Raw genomic sequence first — 17,666 nt, forward strand, 5'->3', positions numbered from 1 at the left:
CGACGTGACATCACACGATCGGACTCCCTGATGACCGACGCCCTGTTCCTCGACCGCATCGCCGACCGGCTTGCGGCCCTGCCCGCCGTCCACGCCGTCACTCTCGGCGGCTCACGCGCCGAGGGCACGCACACCCCGGACAGCGACTGGGACCTGGCGGTGTACTACCGCGGCCACTTCGACCCGGCCGACCTGCGTGCCATCGGCTGGGCCGGTGAGGTGTCCGGGATCGGGGGCTGGGGCGGCGGCGTGTTCAACGGCGGGGCGTGGTTCACGGTCGAAGGCCGCGGTGTGGACGTGCACTACCGCGACCTCGACGTCGTCGAGCACGAACTCGCTGAGGCCCGGCGAGGGCGCTTCCGCTGGGAGCCGCTGATGTTCCACCTCGCCGGGATCCCCAGTTACCTGGTCGTCGGTGAACTCGCCGTCAACCAGGTGCTGCGCGGCACGCTGCCCCGCCCCGCGTACCCGGACGCCCTCCGCGAGGCCGCACCCGCGATATGGCGGCAGCGCGCGGCCATGACGTTGCGGTACACCAGGTCCGCCCATGTACCGCGCGGACAGGCCACCGAGGTCGCGGGATCGCTCGCCACGGCCGCTCTGCAGACCGCCCACGCCGTGCTGGCGGCGCGCGGCGAGTGGGTCACCAACGAGAAGCGGCTCCTGCACAGGGCGGGTCTGCGCGACGTCGACGGTGTGGTCGCACAACTACGACCGGACCCCGCCGTGTTGGCCCGCGCTGCCGAGGAGGCGGAGGGGATGTTCGCGGCAGCCGCGTGACTTGCCCGTACGTCGCACACGTCGCGACATCGCACACGTCGCGACATCGCACACGTCACGTACGTCACGCACGTCGGTGCCCGATCCGCGCCCGGGGCGGGGCCGGACCGTCGCCCGGGGCCGGGGCTGGCACGATGAGCACCCATGGATGATCAGAAGACGGCTCGGGGCGAGGCCCTGCGGTTGGTCGCGGGGCGCTTCCCGGATGCCCTCGGCGCCGTGCTCGGCGGTTCCCTCGCCCAGGGGCGGGCCACCGCGACCAGCGACCTCGACGTGGCGGTGCTCCTGCCGGACTCCGACCGCAGCCGCCGCGAGGTGGTCCGGCACGAGGGCCGCGTCGCCGAGCTGTTCCTCAACACCCTCGCCGACATACCGGAGTTCTTCGCCTGGGACCGGGCCCGCCGTCGGGGCACGGTCCTCTTCCTGTACGACCAGGGGCTGCCGCTCGCCGACCCGTTCGGGCACGTGGCCCGCACCCGCGAACTGGCCCGGCGGACACTCGCCGCCGGGCCGCCACCGCTCACCCCCGCGGAGTGGGAGCACGGCCGCTATGTGCTCACCTGCTACCTGGACGACCTGGTCGACACGGCCCCGGCGGACCGCTACGAACAGTTGTCGCTCGCCGATCACGCGCTGCGCGAGGCGGCACATCTGCTCACCGCCCACCACCGCGCGTGGACGGGCATCGGCAAGTGGCTCCCCCGCAGGCTGCTCGGCGCGGATCCGGTCCGGGGGCGGGCGCTCCTCGAGGGCCACCGGACGGTGGCGGAGCGGGGCGACCCTGCCCCGCTGGCCACGGCGGTACGAGACCTGCTCGGCGTGCTCGGCGGCCCTCTGCGGGAGGGCTACGCCCACCCGTGGAACCCCTGATCACGACAGCGGAGGTCGCTGATCACGACGGCGGCTGTCCACCCCCGTACCCCCGGTCCTCGCTCAGCATCGGCAGCAGTACCGCCGCCGACCAACTGAAGTGCGGCGAGTTGAGAGGCGCCCCGGTCAGCGGGTCGTAGTTCTCCATGACGGGGGCTTCGGCCGCGAGGCCGCGGGCGCCGGTCACGAGTCGGCCGGTGAGGGTGCGGGCCTCGGCGGTGTAGCCGTAGCGCCGCAGCCCGGCCTCGGCGAAGTAGGCCTGGTCGAGCCAGACGGGACCGCGCCAGTAGCGCTGCGGGGCGAAGTGGGGGGAGCTGCGCGCGACGGTGGGGAAGGGCACGGGGGTGGCGAACTCGCCGGGGTCCGTGAGCTTGTCGCGTACGGCTGCGGCCTGCGCGGGCGACGCGGTGCCGGTCCACAGGGGGATGGCGCCCTCGATGCCACGCCCCCGTGCCGTGAGGCGCTCGCCGTCGAGGGCCGTGTCGTGGAACCAGCCGTCGCGCGCGTCGTACATCCGCTCGCGGACGGCGCGGTGGGTGGCCGCGGCCCGGCCCCGCCAGCGCCGCTCGCCCGCCCCGTCGCCCAGCGCCCGCGCGATGGCGGCGAGGTGGCCCTGGTCGGCGGCGAGATAGGCGTTGAGGTCGACGGACTCCTGCGTGAGGGAGTAGCCGGTCACCGCGCCGGACGCGTCACGGTTGGCGACGACGGCGGCACCGAGGGCGGCGTCGAAGCGCGGCGCGTTGTCCATGCCGCTCTCCCAGGCGGCGGCGAGCCTGCGCTGCTCGGCACTGTCGTTGGCCGGGTCGAGCGTGGCGCCGTACTCGGCGAGCCCGTCGCGGTCGTGGTCGCGGTTGCGGTACCACCACGCCTGGTACGCGGCGAGCTTCGGGTACATCTCGCGCAGGAAGGCCCGGTCACCGCTCCTGCGGTAGACCTCCCACACGGCCCAGGCGGCGAGCGGCGGTTTGCTGTTGCGCTCGTTCCAGTTGCCGCCGCCGTCGGACGTGTCGTTGTAGAAGACGGCGTCCGGGACCATCCCCGCGTCCTGCGGCCTGGTCGCCGACGTGGACCGGACCTGGTGGTCGAACATCGCGCGGATCTGCGACTTGGCGAGCCCGGGGGCGAACCGGGCCGTGCCGACGGCCTGTTTCCAGGTGTCCCAGGCCCAGACGCCACCGGCGAACCACTTGTAGGAGAGGGAGGGGCTGATGGCGTCGTGCCGGATGCGTCCGGCGGCGGAACGCCAGTTGGTGACCAGCGTCTCCAGGGACTTGACGGCAAGTCGGCGCCGGGCGGGCGGCACGGCCGCGGTGACCCCCGCGACGTAGCGGCGCCAGCGGGCATCGCCCGCCGGCGCGGTGGCGGCGGGACGGTCCAGGACGCGGCGCACGGAGACGGCTTCGCGGGACCGTTCGGCCGCGGTGAAGGTGTAGCTCTCGGTCCAGTCCAGGGTGCGGGACGCGCCGGGCGCGAGGACGAGGGGCGCGGCGAGTTCGGTGCGGTAGGAGTCGCCCGCGAGCGTCGTACGGACGGGCTCGCGGTGGGTGACTTCGAAGCGTTCGGTGCCGTCGGTGAGGTAGTCCCACTTCTCGCGGACGCGGGCGAAGCCCACGGCGACTCCGCGGGCGGTGGCGGACAGCGCGGGTGCGTCCCGCTGGGGTGGCGCGTCGGGGCGCAGCAGGGTGCCGGTCCAGCCCGCGCCGAGGGTGCGCGGCCGGTGGCCGGTGTTGCTGACGCGGGCCCGGACGAGGGCGGTGCGGTCGGAGGCGAAGCGCAGCTCCAGGGTGAGCCGCAGGCCGTGCGGGCGGTAGGTCTGGCGCAGCGCGCCCGGCAGCGAGGTGAGTTCGGGCGTGCCCCCGGCGGCCAGGTCGAGGGCCGCGCCCGCTTCGGTGAGCCGGATCCGGCTGAAGGACTTGCTCAGCCACCACGGGTATTCCTGGGCGATGTGCAGCGGGCCGGTGAAGCCGCCGTACGACGAGGGGTCCTTCGCCGAGGGCAGTGCGTAGGCGTGCCAGGCGCCGCGGTCGGCGAAGACGCCGACCGGGTTGAACTCGCCGGGCTGCGCGGACGCCGGGACGCCTTGCAGGTCCAGGACGTTCGCGTACGCGGAAGGAGGGAGCTGGGCGTGCGCGGCCGGGGCCGCCGTCCCCTGCCGTGCGGGGTCCTCTCGCCCGGGTGCCGGCTGCGACGCGCCGGCGGCGGGGGCGATACCGACGACCAGGGTGAGGGCGAGGGCGGTCAGGACACGCGGGGAGCGAGGGCGCAAGGGTGGCTCCGGCCGTTCGGGGGCGCGAGACCCGCGGGTCAGGACGCGCGGGGGCAGAGAAGTCGGGACGCACGCGCGGGGACGGGGAACGCGTGTCGCCTCCGCGCGACGACCCGCGCGGAGGCGATACGGACAGTCGGGTACGGGGGTACGGGATCAGACGCCCGCGACGCTCTGGATCCAGGACCGGTACGCCGTCACGTTCGTGTACGCGGTCGTGGTCTGGCGGTCACTGGTGGAGGCGACACCGACCTGGATACCGCCCGCCATCATCGGGCCCCCGGAGTCACCGCCCGCGGTGATGCCGTTGCCCCGGCGGGCGCAGATGGCCTGGCCCCGGTAGGCGTCGGTGCAGCCGCCGGTCACCGTGACGTTGGCGACCTTCAGGAGCCTGGACTGGCAGTTGATCTCCGAGCCGCACTGGGAGGTGGCGCCCCAGCCGTACACCTGCACGGACTGACCCACCTGCACCGAACCGGGCTGGCCGAGGCGTGCGTAGGTGCCGGAGACCGAGCGGTCGAGCTTGACGAGGGACAGGTCGGACGAGGCGTGGTTGTGGATGCTGACACCGTTGGCGGTGGTGCCGCCGGTGGTCTGGTCGAGGCTGCCGATGCGGAACGAGAGGCCGCCGCCGCTCACGCAGTGCTTGGCGGTGAGGATCCACGTCGGGGCGACGATCGTGGCACTACACGTCTGCCGGCCGTTGGAGAACAGGCGGGCCGCCCAGGGGGCGTCGCTGGCGTAGCCGCCGCCGATGATCGGCTGTGCGGAGGTGCCCTTCGCCACGGCGGGGGCGGGGGCGGGCTGCGAGGCCTGCGCCATCGCGGTGGGGGCGAGCCCCAGGACGGCGAGAGCGGTGGCCGCGAGCGCGGGGACGAGTCTGGGTATTCGCACGTTCGTCTCCATTGTGTGGGGGATGGAAAGTCCTTGATGAGGACTCAGCCGCATAGGTATGCAGCCGCGGTGCGCGCGACAGGCGGGTGGCCTGGCGCGTGCATGCCAGTTTGGCTGGGGCGAATGTGGCAGACGAGCTGTGACCAACGCAAGAGGTTGAGCATCGAAATTCCGCAATCCCTTTACGGGGAAGCGGCGTTGCGTCTACTCGAAAGCGGAGTCGCGGCAACAGCGTCGCCGATCGGCCGGGCGATGACTGCGCTCCACATCCGCACCCGTCATCGCCTGCGCCTATCCGCGTAGAGTTGCAGACGCGCACATACTCAAGCTCATTCTCCTGCCCGGGTGCCGACAGACGGAAGGATTTCCGGTGCCAAGGGGCGCCGCCCGTAAGCCTGTTCGCCTCGAAAGTCGCGAGGCCCCCCTGGATTAGCCCGTACGGTGACGGGTACAGGGGACTAAGTCCCCGCCGCGCTCCCCCGTCGCGGCGGGGGCCTTGTGCAGTGGTACGGCCGTCGCGCTCGGCATAGAGTGCTGGTCACGGCCTGCGGCCGGGTCAGCCGCGGTGCCGTCACCCAGCCACAGCACTCTCATCCAGGAGCTCCCCTTGCCCCGACGCCCGTTCCGACCCCTGTCGCGTCCGGTGGCGTCCGGGTTCTTGGCCGCGGCCTGTCTGACGGCGGTCTGCCTGACGCCGATGCCCTCGGCACACGCCGCGACGGCCACCGGCCCCGTCTCCGCCACCGCCGGGGTGTCCTCCGCCACCACCGAGACCGTGGTGACGGAGGGCCAGGTCAAGGAGGCCGCTCCCGGGGGCGTCATCCGCTATCCGAGCGTCACGAGCTGTCTCACCGTCACGGTCCAGTTGCGCTCGGGCGGCGCGGTGGGCGCGCACGCGAGTCTCTTCCAAGTGCCCGGCGAGCTGCGCTCGGACGAGATCCTCGACCGCGTCAAGAGCGTGGTCGGGCCGCGCGCGGTGACCGACGTCGAGGTCAGGGGCGCGGTCGGCGCCTGGCACCCGAGCTACTTCACCAAGGCGATCGAGGCCTACGGAGCGGGCGAAGAGGTGCCCGTGCCCACGGGCCCTGACTTCGCCGGGCTCACCACCACCGTGGCGCAGGCGCTCGGCGTGCCCGACGACGCGGTGACGGTGAAGGACGTGCCCGACGGGGACCAGACCGTCGAGGTGTCCGGCGCGCACTGAGCGGGCCGACCGCGTACGCGGACCGGGCCGAGGCGGGCCGAGCCGAGCCGAGCCGGGCCGAGCCGAGCCGGGCCGGGCCGGGCCGGGCCGACCAGGGAAACCGTCAGCCCTCTCGTACCGCCTGGCGGTCCGTGAGGGCCCGCGCCTTCGCGTTCTCGATGTGCCGCCGCATCCGCTTCGCGGCGCCCTCCGCGTCGCCCGTCACCATCGCCTCCAGAACGGCGGCGTGTTCGCGCGCCGGGGACTCGGCCTCGGAGGCGCCGAGTTCGGCGAAGAGGCGGAAGCGCTGGACATGGCCGCCGAGTGAGCGGTAGGCGGTCTCCAGGAACGGGTTGTCGCACTGGGCGGCGATGCGCAGATGGAAGCGCTCGTCGGCGGCCCAGTACGGACGCACCGAGGCCGAACGGGGCGCCGCCGCGCAGCGCTTCAGCTCCTCGATGCTCTCCTTGAGCTCGTCGAGGAACTCGGGCGTGGTGCGCCGCGCCGCCTCGCGCACCATCGCAGGTTCCAGGACAAGGCGTGCGTCCATCAGCTTGATCAGCTCGCGCTCGGTGAAGAGCGGTGCGACGCGATACCCCTTCAGCGCCTCCCTGCGCACCAGTCCCGTGTGCTCAAGGCGCGCGAGCGCCTCGCGCAGCGGGGTCTGGCTGACATTCAGCTCACGCGACAGAGCGCCGATGTTCACGGACTGCCCCGGCGACCACAGACCGTCCATGAACTGGCCGAGGAGTACCTCGTACATCTTGTCGGCCAGGGGTTGCCGGGCGGGCGGGCGCGTCGTAGCCATCATGCCTCCTTCGGTGCCCGACCCTAGCGCAGCCGCCCCGCACTCTTGATCACGGCCTAATCCTATACTATTTTGCTTATCGCTATAGTATAGCGACTGATCAAGGAGGATCCCGATGCATGACAGCGGCTCGTCCGTGGTGCTCGTGACCACGGCGTATCTCGAACCTGACGGCGAGGTCGACCGCCTGCTGCGGGAGGCCGGTTTCCGTACGGTCTTCGCGCGCCCCGCGGACCGGGGCACGACGGACGGGGCGCTGCCTGCGGCCGTCGCCCGCGCGGGTGCCTCGGGCGTCGTCGCCGGGACCGACGCGTTCACCGCCGAGGTGCTCCGGGCCTCCCCCGGGCTGCGGGTCGTCGCCCGGTGCGGCGCCGGGTACGACAACGTGGACGTGGCCGCCGCCACTCGGCTCGGCATCGCCGTCACTCACACGCCCGGCGCCAACCGGCAGTCGGTCGCCGAGCACGTCCTCGGTCTGATGGTGAGTTGCGCGCGGGGCATACCGCAGAGCGTCGCCGATGTACGGGCGGGCGGCTGGTCGCAGCCCAGCGGGCGGGAGTTGGCCGGGGCCACGCTCGGGGTGGTCGGGCTCGGCTCGATCGGGCGGACCGTGGCCCGTCTCGGCGCGGCCCTCGGCATGCGCGTCGTGGGGCACGACCCCCACCTGGACCCCGCCTTCCTGGAGGAGACCGGGGTCGTCGCGCTGCCGCTCCACGAGGTGCTCGCCGAGGCCGACTTCGTGACGCTGCACCTCGCGCTCGACGTCTCGACCCGGCACTTGATCGACGGTGCCGCGCTGCGCCGGATGCGGCGCGGCGCGTATCTGATCAACACCGCGCGGGGCGGCATCGTCGACGAGGAGGCCCTCGCCGACGCGCTCGCCGACCGCCTGCTGGCCGGCGCCGCACTGGATGTGACCGAGCACGAGCCCCTGCCGCCGGACTCCAGGCTACGAGCGTTCGGCAATGTGCTGGTCACCGGCCACATCGCGGGCGCGACAGCGCAGGCCCGATCCCGCTCCAGCCTCTCGGCCGCCCGCCAGGTGATCGACGTCCTGTCCGGGCGGCCACCCGCGCACCTCGTCAATCCGGGGTACGCGGACGAGCGCGCGGAGGTGCGGTGATGCCCCCCTCCGGGCGGGCCCCCCGGCGGGCTCCCGGCGGCCCCGCCCCCTCGGCGACGCACCCGGCCGCCCAGCCCGGGACGGCTCCGGACAGCACGCCGTCCACTGCTTCCGCACCGGCCGCGGACAGTTCACCTCCCGCTGCGCTCGTGGCAACTGCGGACCGCACGCCGCCCACCGACCCCGCACCGCCGAGGAACAACTCACCGTCCACTGCGCCAGCGGCGACTGCGCACAGCGCACCACCCACCCCGCTCGCAGCGACTGCGCACCGCACGCCGCCCACCGACCCCGCACCACCGACGGACAGCCCACCACCCACTGCTTCCGCGTCGCCCACGGACAGGGCGACGTCCACCGACCCCGCACCACCGACGGACAGCCCACCACCCACTGCTTCCGCGTCGCCCACGGACAGGGCGACGTCCACCGAGCTCGCGGCGACTGCGGACCGCACGCCGCCCACCGACCCCGCACCGCCGAGGGACAACTCGCCCTCCACTGCGCCAGCGGCGGCTGCGCACAGCGCACCACCCACCCCGCTCGCAGCGACTGCGCACAACACGCCGCCCACCGACCCCGCACCGCCGACGGACAGCCCACCACCCACTGCTTCCGCATCGCCCACGGACAGGGCGACGTCCACCGAGCTCGCGGCGACTGCGGACCGCACGCCGCCCACCGACCCCGCACCGCCCACGAACAGCGCAGCGTCCCTCGTTCCCGCGTGCGCCCTTCGTGTGCCGGGCGGGTTTCCCCTCGCGGCCAATCTCAAGTGGCTGTTCACGGAGCTGCCCTTCGAGCGGCGCTTCGACGCGGCGGCCGCCGCGGGCTTCGGCGGGGTCGAGTACGCGGCTCCCTACCCCTACCCCCCGGCGCGGCTGCGCGGGCTGCTGCGGGCCGCGGGGCTCCGGCAGGTGCTCATCAACTCGCCCGCCGGGGAGCCCGGTTCACCGGAGCGTGCGGGCCTCGCCTGCCTCCCGGGGCGGGCCACGGACTTCCGTACCGGGATCGAGCGCGGCCTCACGTACGCGACCGAACTCGGCGCGGGGCTCCTGCACGTCCTGGCGGGAATCGTGCCCCCGGACGTGAGCGCCGAGCGCGCCTTCGCCACCTACGTCACCAACCTCGCCTGGGCCGCCGACCAGGCGCACGGCACCGGCGTACGGATCGTCGTCGAAGCGCAGAACGAGCGTGACGCGCCCGGGTACTTCCTGCGCACCCAGGCGCGGGCGGCGGCGGTCGTGGAAGCGGTCGGCCGCGACCGGGCCGGGCTGCTGCTCGACCTCTACCACGCCCAGGTCACCGAGGGGGACCTCGTCAGGACCCTGGGCGCCTGGCTGCCGTACGCCCTGCATCTGCAGATCGCCGACCCGCCCGACCGCACGGAGCCAGGCACCGGCGAACTCCGCTGGCCACGCGTCTTCGACGCGGTGCGCGAGGCCGGGTACGCGGGCTGGGTGGGCTGCGAATACCGGCCCGCCGCCGGCACCGTGGCCGGGCTCGGCTGGGTCACGGAGGTGACGGCATGAGCACCCCCGACCCCAGCATCAGCCGCGCCCCCGACCCCAGCCCCGGCCAAACCCCCGACCGCGTCGGCGCCCGCACACCCGCCCGTCACCGCATAGCGCTGATCAGCGCCACCCCGGCGGCGATCGGGCCCGCCGTGGCCGGGCTCGCCGAGGGGTTCCCCGAGGCCGAGCCCTGGAATCTGCTCGACGACACCCTGCTCACCGATGCCGACGCTCACGGGGGGCTCACCCCCGCGCTCGACGCCCGGATGCGGCGGCTGATCGCGCATGCCGTCGAGGGCGGCGCCCAAGGGGTGTTGCTGACCTGTTCGCTGTACGGACCCATGGCGACTCGTACCGGTGCGGAGGCCCCGGTCCCGGTCCTCGCCGCGGACTCCGCCGCCTTCGCCGCGGCCCTCGCGGGCGGCCACCGCCGCGTGCTCGTCCTCGCCACGTTCGCCGGGGCGGTGCACGACTCCCTGGAGCGCTTCCGTGCCGCGGCGCGGTCCGCCCACTCCCCCACCGAGGCCATCGGCCGGGTGATCACGCCGGAGGGCCACCCGGACGCGGACGGGGCGGACGCGGTGCTCCTCGCCCAGTACTCCCTCGCCCCACGGGCCGACGAGCTGTCCGCCGCTCTCGGGCTGCCCGTGCACACGGGCCCACACGCCGCGGCTCGCGCCCTGCGGGCCGCCGTGGAAGAAGCAGCTACGGCGGACGGAGGAGGTGCCCCGTGCCCGGAACGCTCGGAGTGATCGCTGACGATGTGACGGGGGCGACGGACGTCGCCCTCGCCCTGCGCGAGAGCGGTCTGCGGACCGTCCTGTACTTCGGGGTGCCGGACGCGGACCTGGAGCCGCCCGGTGGGCACGACGCCGTGGTCGTCGCGCTCAAGAGCCGGATGGCCACCCCGGCCAGGGCCGTCGCGGATTCCCTCGCCGCGCTGCGCAGGCTGCGCGGGCACGGCGTACGGCAGGTCTACCTCAAGTTCTGCTCCACCTTCGACTCCACCGCGGACGGCAACATCGGGCCGGTACTCGACGCCCTCGCCGACGCCCTGGACGTACCCACGGTGCTCCTGACGCCCAGCTCACCGCGGCACGGACGCACCCAGTACGGTGGCCATCTCTTCGTGCACGGCCTGCCGTTGGCCGAGTCACCGATGCGGCACCACCCGGTGACCCCGATGACCGACTCCTCGCTGCCCCAACTGCTGCGGGCCCAGACGGACCGGCCTGTCGGCCTGGTGCGGTGGGAGACCGTACGCGCGGGCGCCGACGCCGTCCGCGCGGCCGTGGACGACGCGGCGGCGCGCGGTGTCCGCCATCTCCTGGCCGACGCGCTCGACGAGAGCGATCTGCGCACCCTCGGCCTGGCCGCCGCCGGAGCCCCCCTGGTCGCGGGGGCCGCCGGACTCGCCGGGGGGCTCGCCCACACGGTGCGCGGCGGAGCCCACGGCCCGTACGACGAGGACGATCCGCTGGCGGCCTGGCCCGCCGCCGTCCTGTCCGGCAGTTGCTCGGCACGCACCCTGGAGCAACTCGCCGCCCTGCGGGCCCGGGGGCGGCCCGTGCACCGGCTCGACCCAATCACCGCCCCCGACCCGGGCGACCTCGCCGGGCGCGCCCTCGACTGGTACGACGCGCTGCCGCCCGGCCTGCCCCGCGGGGCACCCGTCTTCCACTCCTCCGTGCCGCCGGATGAACTGCACGCCATTCAGCGGGAGTTGGGCGCCGAACGCGCCGCCGCCGTCCTTGAGGAGGCCACCGGGCGCATCGCCGCGGGGCTCGTGGCGCGCGGCGTACGGCGTCTGATCGCGGCAGGCGGTGAGACGTCCGGGGCCGTGGTCGCCGCGCTCGGCGTCACCGGCGGCTGGGTCGGCCGAGCCGCCGCGCCCGGCGTCCCGTGGATCCGCCCCACGTCGGGCCCCGACATCGCACTGCTGCTCAAGTCCGGGAACTTCGGCGCCCCCGACTTCCTGGCCACCACATCGGCATCTCCCCCGGACCGCTCGCCATCCGCCTCGCAGCACTCCCCGGACCGCTCCCCCGCCGCTCCGGAGCCGTCGCGCGACCCCTTCCCCGCCGCTCCGGAGCCGCACCCGGACCGTTCGCCCTCCGCCCCGCCACCTCCCCCGCACGGACGCACCGAAGGAGCCCGCTCATGAACGCCATGCCGACCTCCGCCGCCGCACCCGTCCCCCTCCAGGCCGCCGCGGAACGCGCGACCGCCCCCGCGCCCCACCCGGCCGGGCGCGCCGCCGTCGTCGTCACCGCTCGTGCCCTCGCCGCCCGCGGGCTCGTGCACGGCCGTACCGGCAACGTGTCGCTGCGCACGGGCGCTGGGACGATCCTCATCACCCCGACCGGCGCCGATCTGGCGACCGTCGAGGCGGACGACCTGGCCGTCATCGGCGCCGACGGCACCCATCTGCACGGGCCGCCACCGTCCAAGGAGGCCTTCCTGCACGCGGCCGTGCTGCGCGCCCGCCCCGACGCACGGGCCGTCGTGCACACGCACTCCCCGTACGCCACCGCCGTGTCGTGTCTCGACGGCCTCGACCCGGACGACGTGCTGCCCGCGCTCACCGCCTACTACGCCATGCGCGTCGGCCGCCTCCCGCTGCTCCCGTACGCCGCGCCGGGGGACACACGGCTCGCAGGGGCGGTGGCGGAGAAGGCCCGTACCCACACGGCGCTGCTGCTCCGGCACCACGGCCCGGTCGTTGCGGCTCCCGGTCTGGACGGGGCCCTCGATGCCGTCGAGGAGTTGGAGCAGACGGCGCGGATCTTCCTGCTGCTCCGCGGCACGGACCACGCCCGCCTGACCGGGGCACAGCGCGCGGACCTCGCCCCCCGGCCACCGCGCCCGGTGGCCCTGTTCAGCGCCCTCGCCATCAAGAAGGCACTCGACGACGTGGTCCTCGAGGGATTCAGCAGTACGACCGGCATCGACGTCGAGGGCGTCTACGAACCCACGAACGTGCTGCTGCGGCACCTGGAGTCCGGGGCGCGTCCCGACGTCATGGTCGGCGTGTCCGGCGCCCTCACGCGCCTTGCCGCCGCCGGGGAGCTCGCGGCGTCCTCGCTGCGGCCGCTCGCGCGGGTGGGCATCGGGGTGGCCGTACCCCCGGGAGCGCCCGCCGTGGACCTCTCCAGCACCGACGCCCTCGTGCGGGCGCTGACGTCCGCGCGCTCGGTCGCGTACTCGCGGACGGGTGCGAGCGGTGTCGCGTTCGCCGCCCTGCTCGACCGGCTCGGCATCGCGGACGAGGTCAACTCCCGTGCCACCGTGGTCGAGAAGGGCTTCACCGCGCTCGCGGTGACGGACGGGCGTGCGGACCTCGCCGTACAGCAGCTCAGCGAACTGCGCTTCGTGCCGGACGCCCAGGTCGTCGGCCCCTTCCCCGAGGAGGTCCAGCACTACACCGAGCTGTCAGTGGCGCTCGGCACGCACGCGGTGGGCAGCCCCGGCGCCACCGCGCTCCTGCGGCACCTGACCGCCGCTCCCGCGCGTGCGGCGTACCGTGCGGCCGGACTCGAAGACCCACGCCGGTGAACGCCATCCTCGCCCTGGTGGCGTTCATCGGGGTCATCGTCGTGTGGAACGTGACGTTCAGACGCAACATCGGCGAGGCCATGGTGCTCGGATTCCTGGCGAGCGCGGCGTTCGGGGGCACGGACGCGCCGCGCGTGGCCTGGGAGAGCCTCGTGGAAGGGCTGAAGTCGGAGATCACGTTCGCGGCGCTCGCGTTCGTCTTCGTCAGCGAACTGCTCACCCGTACCGGCCTGGTGCACCGGATGATCGACATCCTCAGCTCGCTGCTCGGCCGCCGCAAGGGCGGTTCCGCGTACGCGGCTACGGTCGCGTCCGGCCTCTTCGGCGCCGTCGCGCACAACGGCGCGGCCATCGTCGCCACCGTCGGCTCGCTGGCCATCCCCTGGATGAAGCGGTCCCGCGCCAGCGGCGAGACGGCCGCGCTCGTCCTTTCGGGCAACGCGGGCGTCGGCGCCACCTTCCCGTTCAGCGGCGCGTTCTTCGTGCTGCTCGCGGCGCCCACCGTGGTGCCCGTGCTCTCCTCGCGCGACGTCGTCGCCACGCTGTTCGTCACCGGTGCGTGGATGGTCGCGATGCGGCTCGCCATCGCGTACGGGATCGTGCGGTGGCGCGGGGTCGGCACCATGGCGGCGGCGGACATCCGGCCGCTGCGGGACTCCTTCGGCGCGGGCTGGACCTCGCTCCTGGTCCTCGCCGCCGTCGCGGTGCCGGTGCTGCTCACGACGGGCCCCGCCAGCGACTGGGCGACCGACCGGCTCGGCGGTCTCGACGCCTCGGACGCCGTGCCCCTCCTTGTGTGGCTGCCGGTGGTGATGCTGATCGCCGGGCTCCTGGTGGAGCGCCGGGCGCTGCCGCGCGGCGGGCCCGACTGGTGGCGGACCCTGGGCGAGATCGGCCCGAAGCTGGGTCTTGTGGGCGTCACGATGGTGTCGGCGTTCGCGGCCTCGGAGGTCCTCTCCCGGCTCGGCCTCGGCGACCAGCTCGCGCCCTATCTGGAGGACCTCCAGGACGTGCCGCCACTGGTGGCCGCGCTCGTCGTGGGCCTGGTCCTTGTCGTGGTCGCGGGTCCCCTCAACACCACGTCCACGCTCGCGGCCGTCGGCCCCGTGGCCTTCGCCGCGCTCACCGCCGCGGGCATCCCCGCGCATGTCGCCTTCGCGTCGGTCATCGTGTGGGCCTCGTCGGAGGGCTGCTCGCCGCCGGGCGCCGCGCCGCTGTACGTGGCCGCCGGCATCGCCGACATCGACCCGGCCCGCATCTTCGTACCCGTCGCCCTCTACTACCTGCTGCCGACCTATGTGTTCGGCGTCCTGATGGCGGTGGGCGTGCTGTGGGTCCCGGGCTGAGCCCGACGGGGGCGCAGTACAGCACCTCACCGGGCCTCACCGGGCCTCACCGAGTACAGAGCCGCACAGAGAACGGAGTGCCTCATGCATCACGTCCGTACGTTTCTCCTCGGCGCGACCCGCGTGCTCCTCGTCGCCTTCCTGCTCGGCGGACTCACCGTGGTGACCGGCCAGGTAGTGGCCCTCGCGGCGGGCGACCGGCACCTCATGGAACTCTTCGGCACGGACGTCACCGAGGTGGTGTGCGTTGTGGCGGGAGCCGCGGGGATCTGCTCGTTCCTGCTCCTGTACGTACGGGACCGGGGCACCGGCGACCAGGACGGCGGGGAGGAGGACGGCGTGAGCGTCTGGGACTGAGCCGGGCGGGTGCCGTGTGGGCGGGCTCGTGACGGCAGGTGTGTGAGGCCATCGACCTGGGGCACACGGGTGTCGGACCGAGTCCGATTCGAGACCCTGGGGAGCAGTCACCCATGAAAGCATCGAAGATCGCGTACAAGCCGGTCGGTCTCGCCCTGGGGGCCGTCAGCGGCATGCTGGCCGGGGCGGTGTTCAAACAGGCGTGGAAGAAGCTGGGGCACGACGAGGACGCGCCCGACGCCACGGACGAGGACAGGACCTGGGGTGAGGTGCTCCTTGCCGCCACTCTGCAGGGCGCGATCTTCTCCGTGGTCAAGGCCGCGGTCGACCGCGGTGGCGCCGTCGCCACGCGCCGGATGACTGGCGCCTGGCCCGGCTGACGGCTCGGCCGACCGGGTCACCCGGTCGGCCGAGTCCCCGTTCCCCCTAGGCCGCGCGCCGGATGGGTGCGATGGTCCGGACCGGCTTGTCGGTGCTGAGGAAGTCCAGGACGAGGGCGTTGACCAGGTCCGGCTTCTCCTGGGTGAGGAAGTGCGAGGTGCCGGGCACGACAGCGAGTTCGGCGTTCGGCAGGGCCTCGTACATCTCCACGGCGTGCCGCATCGTCACCAGGTCGTCGTCGGAGAACATCACGAGCGTCCGCCGGGTCACGGCGGCCAGTTCCGAGGCCTGGAGGTCCGGCTCCCGCGCCGCCATCTCACCGATCTTCGTGGCCACCACCCTGAAGTGTTCGAGGCCGTCGGGCGACACCTCGGCGTACGTGGGACCGAGGAACTCGAAGATCGCGTCGACGTCCCACTCGGCGTCCGGCGCCGCCTCGCCCGCCTTGTTGAAGCCACCGCTGATCAGCACGACGCGCTTCACCAGGTCCGGCCGCCGCATGGCAACCAGCATCGCCACCAGCGCCCCGTCGCTGTGCCCGACCAGGTCCGCGGGCTCGCCCACGACCTGTTCGAGGAACGCCACGGTGTCGTCGGCCATGAGCTGATAGGTGATCGGCCCCTCGACGTCCGGGGTGTGACCGTGCCCTCGGCGCTCGGGCGTGTAGACGTGGAAGTGCGCGGCCAGCGGTGCGAGGTTCGGCTCGAAGAACCGGGCGTCCACGAGTCCGCCGTGCATCAGCACCAGCGGCTCGCCTTCGCCGTGCTCGTCGTACCAGGTCTTCACGTCACCGAGCTGCACGTATGTGCCCATGGGTCCCCTCCGTCGTTGCCGTCGGCAGCATCATCGCAGCGTCCCCGCGGCGGCGGTGGCGGGACCCCGCACGCGGCCCGGAGCGTGCCGTACCTTCGTTGCTGCAAACGGCGGAACGCGCTGTTTCATCCGATGAACCGCGGGGACGCGGTCACCATGGTGCAAATCGGATACACGATGATGACTGAGCAGGCCGGGCCGCGAGCGCTCGTCCAGCACGTGGTCGGTGCCGAAGAGGCCGGGTTCGACTTCTCGGTGACGAGCGACCACTACTTCCCCTGGCTGCGTTCGCAGGGGCACTCGCCGTACGCGTGGACCGTACTGGGCGCGGCGGCCCAGGCCACCTCGCGCATCCCGCTGATGACGTACGTGACGTGCCCGACCTTCCGCTACCACCCCGCGGTGGTGGCGCAGAAGGCCGCGACGCTCCAACTGCTCTCGGAGGGCAGGTTCCGTCTCGGCCTCGGCTCCGGCGAGAACCTCAACGAGCACGTGGTGGGCCGCGGCTGGCCTGCCGTGGACGTGCGCCACGAGATGTTCGAGGAGGCCGTCGGCATCATCCGAGCGCTGTTCGACGGCGGTCACGTCACTCACCACGGCAAGCACTACGACGTGGATTCGGCACGACTGTGGGACCTGCCGGACGCGCCGCCGCCCATCGGGATCGCGGTGTCCGGCGAGCGGTCCTGCAAGCTGGCGGGGCGCCTCGCCGACCTGGTGATCGCCACGGAGCCCAAGTCGGAGCTGATCAGCGCGTTCGACCGGCACGGCGGCTCGGGGAAGCCGCGGGTGGGGCAGTTGCCCATCTGCTTCGACACCGACCGCGACGCGGCGATCGCGCGGGCGCACGACCAGTTCCGCTGGTTCGCCGGGGGCTGGAAGGTGAACGCGGAGCTGCCGCACCCGGACTCCTTCGCCGGTGCCACCCAGTTCGTGACGCGCGACGACGTCGCCGAGTCCATCCCCTGCGGGGACAACCCCGATGACTTCGTCGCCGCGGTACGGCCCTACGTCGAGGCCGGGTTCACGGAGGTGGCGCTGGTGCAGGTCGGCGGCGACTCCCAGGAGCCGTACCTGAAGTGGTCGGCGCAGACGCTGCTTCCGGCGCTCCGGGACGCCTTCGGCTGATACCGGGCTGATTCCCGGCGCCGAATCCCAACTCGGGGTGGTTGTCCGGCGCGCACGGGGTACCCGGGGCTACGTAACCAAGCAGGACGCAAGAAGGCACGAGAACCGATCACGTCCGCGGCGACGGACGAAGAGGAGGCACGCTGATGAGCACGGTCACGGAATCTGTGGACGTCGAGGTTCCCGCTCGCACTGCCTACAACCAGTGGACGCAGTTCGAGGAGTTCCCCCACTTCATGGAGGGCGTCGAGGAAGTCGTCCAACTGGACGAGCGGCGCAACCACTGGACCACGAAGATCAGCGGGGTCCGGCGCGAGTTCGACACCGAGATCGTCGACCAGCTTCCGGACGAGCGCATCGCCTGGCGCACGACGAGCGGGGACATCAAGCAGATGGGCATGGTCCGCTTCCAGGCCCTGGACGCCACGCACACCCGCGTGGAGCTCGTGATGGACATCGAGCCCGGCGGCATGACGGAGAAGGCCGCCGACACGATGGGCTTCATCGACCGCCGGGTGAAGGGCGACATGCAGCGCTTCAAGGAGTTCATCGAGAGCCGGTCCCTGGAGACGGGAAGCTGGCGCGGCCGGATCCGGCCCGAGGACATCTGATACCCCGTCGAGGGCGTCGGGCCGTGGTGTGACGGCC

General features: G+C 73.3%; 17 protein-coding genes. 13 read left to right on the plus strand and 4 right to left on the minus strand.

The annotated features are described in order from the left end of the window. The first annotated feature begins 30 nt into the window (after positions 1-30). Both IG78_RS0100445 and IG78_RS0100450 read left to right on the plus strand, forming a co-directional pair. Positions 31-780 carry a nucleotidyltransferase domain-containing protein gene (locus IG78_RS0100445; RefSeq protein WP_030558834.1) on the plus strand — a complete coding sequence of 250 codons (750 nt, stop codon included), beginning with the start codon at positions 31-33 and terminating at the stop codon, positions 778-780. A gap of 144 nt (positions 781-924) precedes the next feature. Continuing rightward, entirely contained in the window at positions 925-1,650 is a 726-nt protein-coding gene (locus tag IG78_RS0100450; protein WP_030558835.1) for a nucleotidyltransferase domain-containing protein, read from the plus strand. 22 nt (positions 1,651-1,672) lie between these two features. On the opposite strand, the gene IG78_RS0100455 is transcribed toward IG78_RS0100450, so the two are convergent. Continuing rightward, on the minus strand, positions 1,673-3,916 hold the full coding sequence (locus IG78_RS0100455; protein WP_051852240.1) for an MGH1-like glycoside hydrolase domain-containing protein: 2,244 nt from the start codon (positions 3,914-3,916) through the stop codon (positions 1,673-1,675). 156 nt (positions 3,917-4,072) lie between these two features. Continuing rightward, a complete protein-coding gene (locus IG78_RS0100460; protein WP_078964666.1) occupies positions 4,073-4,822 on the minus strand; it encodes a S1 family peptidase in 750 nt (249 codons plus the stop codon). A 685-nt stretch (positions 4,823-5,507) separates the two neighbouring features. Here IG78_RS0100460 and IG78_RS0100465 point away from each other — a divergent pair. Next, the gene (locus tag IG78_RS0100465) at positions 5,508-6,014 is read left to right on the plus strand and encodes a hypothetical protein (RefSeq protein ID WP_051852287.1); all 507 of its coding nucleotides are present in this window, start codon (positions 5,508-5,510) and stop codon (positions 6,012-6,014) included. A 103-nt stretch (positions 6,015-6,117) separates the two neighbouring features. On the opposite strand, the gene IG78_RS0100470 is transcribed toward IG78_RS0100465, so the two are convergent. Further along, entirely contained in the window at positions 6,118-6,801 is a 684-nt protein-coding gene (locus IG78_RS0100470) for a GntR family transcriptional regulator (protein ID WP_030558840.1), read from the minus strand. A gap of 115 nt (positions 6,802-6,916) precedes the next feature. Between IG78_RS0100470 and IG78_RS0100475 the strand changes: the two genes are divergently transcribed. From IG78_RS0100475 to IG78_RS0100515, 8 genes are all read left to right on the plus strand, one after another. Continuing rightward, positions 6,917-7,924, plus strand: coding sequence for a phosphoglycerate dehydrogenase (locus IG78_RS0100475; protein ID WP_030558842.1), 1,008 nt, complete (start codon positions 6,917-6,919; stop codon positions 7,922-7,924). 740 nt (positions 7,925-8,664) lie between these two features. Then, entirely contained in the window at positions 8,665-9,456 is a 792-nt protein-coding gene (locus IG78_RS0100480) for a hydroxypyruvate isomerase family protein (protein WP_030558843.1), read from the plus strand. Beyond that, a complete protein-coding gene (locus IG78_RS0100485) occupies positions 9,453-10,190 on the plus strand; it encodes a hypothetical protein (RefSeq protein ID WP_225881881.1) in 738 nt (245 codons plus the stop codon). The genes IG78_RS0100480 and IG78_RS0100485 overlap by 4 nt, the downstream gene beginning before the upstream one ends. Then, positions 10,169-11,602: a 3-oxo-tetronate kinase gene (gene otnK / locus IG78_RS0100490; RefSeq protein WP_063760681.1), complete on the plus strand. Its 1,434-nt coding sequence runs from the start codon at positions 10,169-10,171 to the stop codon at positions 11,600-11,602. The genes IG78_RS0100485 and otnK overlap by 22 nt, the downstream gene beginning before the upstream one ends. Further along, positions 11,599-12,993 carry a class II aldolase/adducin family protein gene (locus tag IG78_RS50875; RefSeq protein ID WP_225881882.1) on the plus strand — a complete coding sequence of 465 codons (1,395 nt, stop codon included), beginning with the start codon at positions 11,599-11,601 and terminating at the stop codon, positions 12,991-12,993. Before otnK ends, IG78_RS50875 begins: the two co-directional genes overlap by 4 nt. Beyond that, a complete protein-coding gene (locus IG78_RS0100505; RefSeq protein ID WP_030558847.1) occupies positions 12,990-14,339 on the plus strand; it encodes a TRAP transporter large permease subunit in 1,350 nt (449 codons plus the stop codon). The genes IG78_RS50875 and IG78_RS0100505 overlap by 4 nt, the downstream gene beginning before the upstream one ends. An 84-nt stretch (positions 14,340-14,423) precedes the next feature. Further along, on the plus strand, positions 14,424-14,696 hold the full coding sequence (locus IG78_RS0100510) for a hypothetical protein (protein WP_051852241.1): 273 nt from the start codon (positions 14,424-14,426) through the stop codon (positions 14,694-14,696). 113 nt (positions 14,697-14,809) lie between these two features. Further along, positions 14,810-15,076, plus strand: coding sequence for a DUF4235 domain-containing protein (locus IG78_RS0100515; protein WP_030558850.1), 267 nt, complete (start codon positions 14,810-14,812; stop codon positions 15,074-15,076). Positions 15,077-15,122: 46 nt separating this feature from the next. Here IG78_RS0100515 and IG78_RS0100520 read toward each other — a convergent pair whose 3' ends face one another. Further along, entirely contained in the window at positions 15,123-15,890 is a 768-nt protein-coding gene (locus IG78_RS0100520; protein WP_030558851.1) for an alpha/beta fold hydrolase, read from the minus strand. A 156-nt stretch (positions 15,891-16,046) separates the two neighbouring features. On the opposite strand from IG78_RS0100520, the gene IG78_RS0100525 reads away from it, so the two are divergent. Beyond that, positions 16,047-17,018 (plus strand): LLM class F420-dependent oxidoreductase, encoded by a 972-nt coding sequence (locus IG78_RS0100525; protein WP_030558853.1) that lies wholly within the window; start codon positions 16,047-16,049, stop codon positions 17,016-17,018. 146 nt (positions 17,019-17,164) lie between these two features. Then, positions 17,165-17,629 (plus strand): SRPBCC family protein, encoded by a 465-nt coding sequence (locus IG78_RS0100530; RefSeq protein WP_030558854.1) that lies wholly within the window; start codon positions 17,165-17,167, stop codon positions 17,627-17,629. Positions 17,630-17,666 lie beyond the last annotated feature (37 nt).

The organism is Streptomyces aureocirculatus (assembly GCF_000720475.1).
GTDB lineage: Bacteria > Actinomycetota > Actinomycetes > Streptomycetales > Streptomycetaceae > Streptomyces > Streptomyces aureocirculatus.

Bases quoted from the DNA above. Each gene is read 5' to 3' on its own strand.
- IG78_RS0100445 (WP_030558834.1), top strand. From the start codon at position 31: ATGACCGACGCCCTGTTCCTCGACCGCATCGCCGACCGGCTTGCGGCC.
- IG78_RS0100450 (WP_030558835.1), top strand. From the start codon at position 925: ATGGATGATCAGAAGACGGCTCGGGGCGAGGCCCTGCGGTTGGTCGCG.
- IG78_RS0100460 (WP_078964666.1), bottom strand. From the start codon at position 4,822: ATGGAGACGAACGTGCGAATACCCAGACTCGTCCCCGCGCTCGCGGCC.
- IG78_RS0100465 (WP_051852287.1), top strand. From the start codon at position 5,508: ATGCCCTCGGCACACGCCGCGACGGCCACCGGCCCCGTCTCCGCCACC.
- IG78_RS0100470 (WP_030558840.1), bottom strand. From the start codon at position 6,801: ATGGCTACGACGCGCCCGCCCGCCCGGCAACCCCTGGCCGACAAGATG.
- IG78_RS0100475 (WP_030558842.1), top strand. From the start codon at position 6,917: ATGCATGACAGCGGCTCGTCCGTGGTGCTCGTGACCACGGCGTATCTC.
- IG78_RS0100485 (WP_225881881.1), top strand. From the start codon at position 9,453: ATGAGCACCCCCGACCCCAGCATCAGCCGCGCCCCCGACCCCAGCCCC.
- IG78_RS50875 (WP_225881882.1), top strand. From the start codon at position 11,599: ATGAACGCCATGCCGACCTCCGCCGCCGCACCCGTCCCCCTCCAGGCC.
- IG78_RS0100510 (WP_051852241.1), top strand. From the start codon at position 14,424: ATGCATCACGTCCGTACGTTTCTCCTCGGCGCGACCCGCGTGCTCCTC.
- IG78_RS0100515 (WP_030558850.1), top strand. From the start codon at position 14,810: ATGAAAGCATCGAAGATCGCGTACAAGCCGGTCGGTCTCGCCCTGGGG.
- IG78_RS0100520 (WP_030558851.1), bottom strand. From the start codon at position 15,890: ATGGGCACATACGTGCAGCTCGGTGACGTGAAGACCTGGTACGACGAG.
- IG78_RS0100525 (WP_030558853.1), top strand. From the start codon at position 16,047: ATGGTGCAAATCGGATACACGATGATGACTGAGCAGGCCGGGCCGCGA.
- IG78_RS0100530 (WP_030558854.1), top strand. From the start codon at position 17,165: ATGAGCACGGTCACGGAATCTGTGGACGTCGAGGTTCCCGCTCGCACT.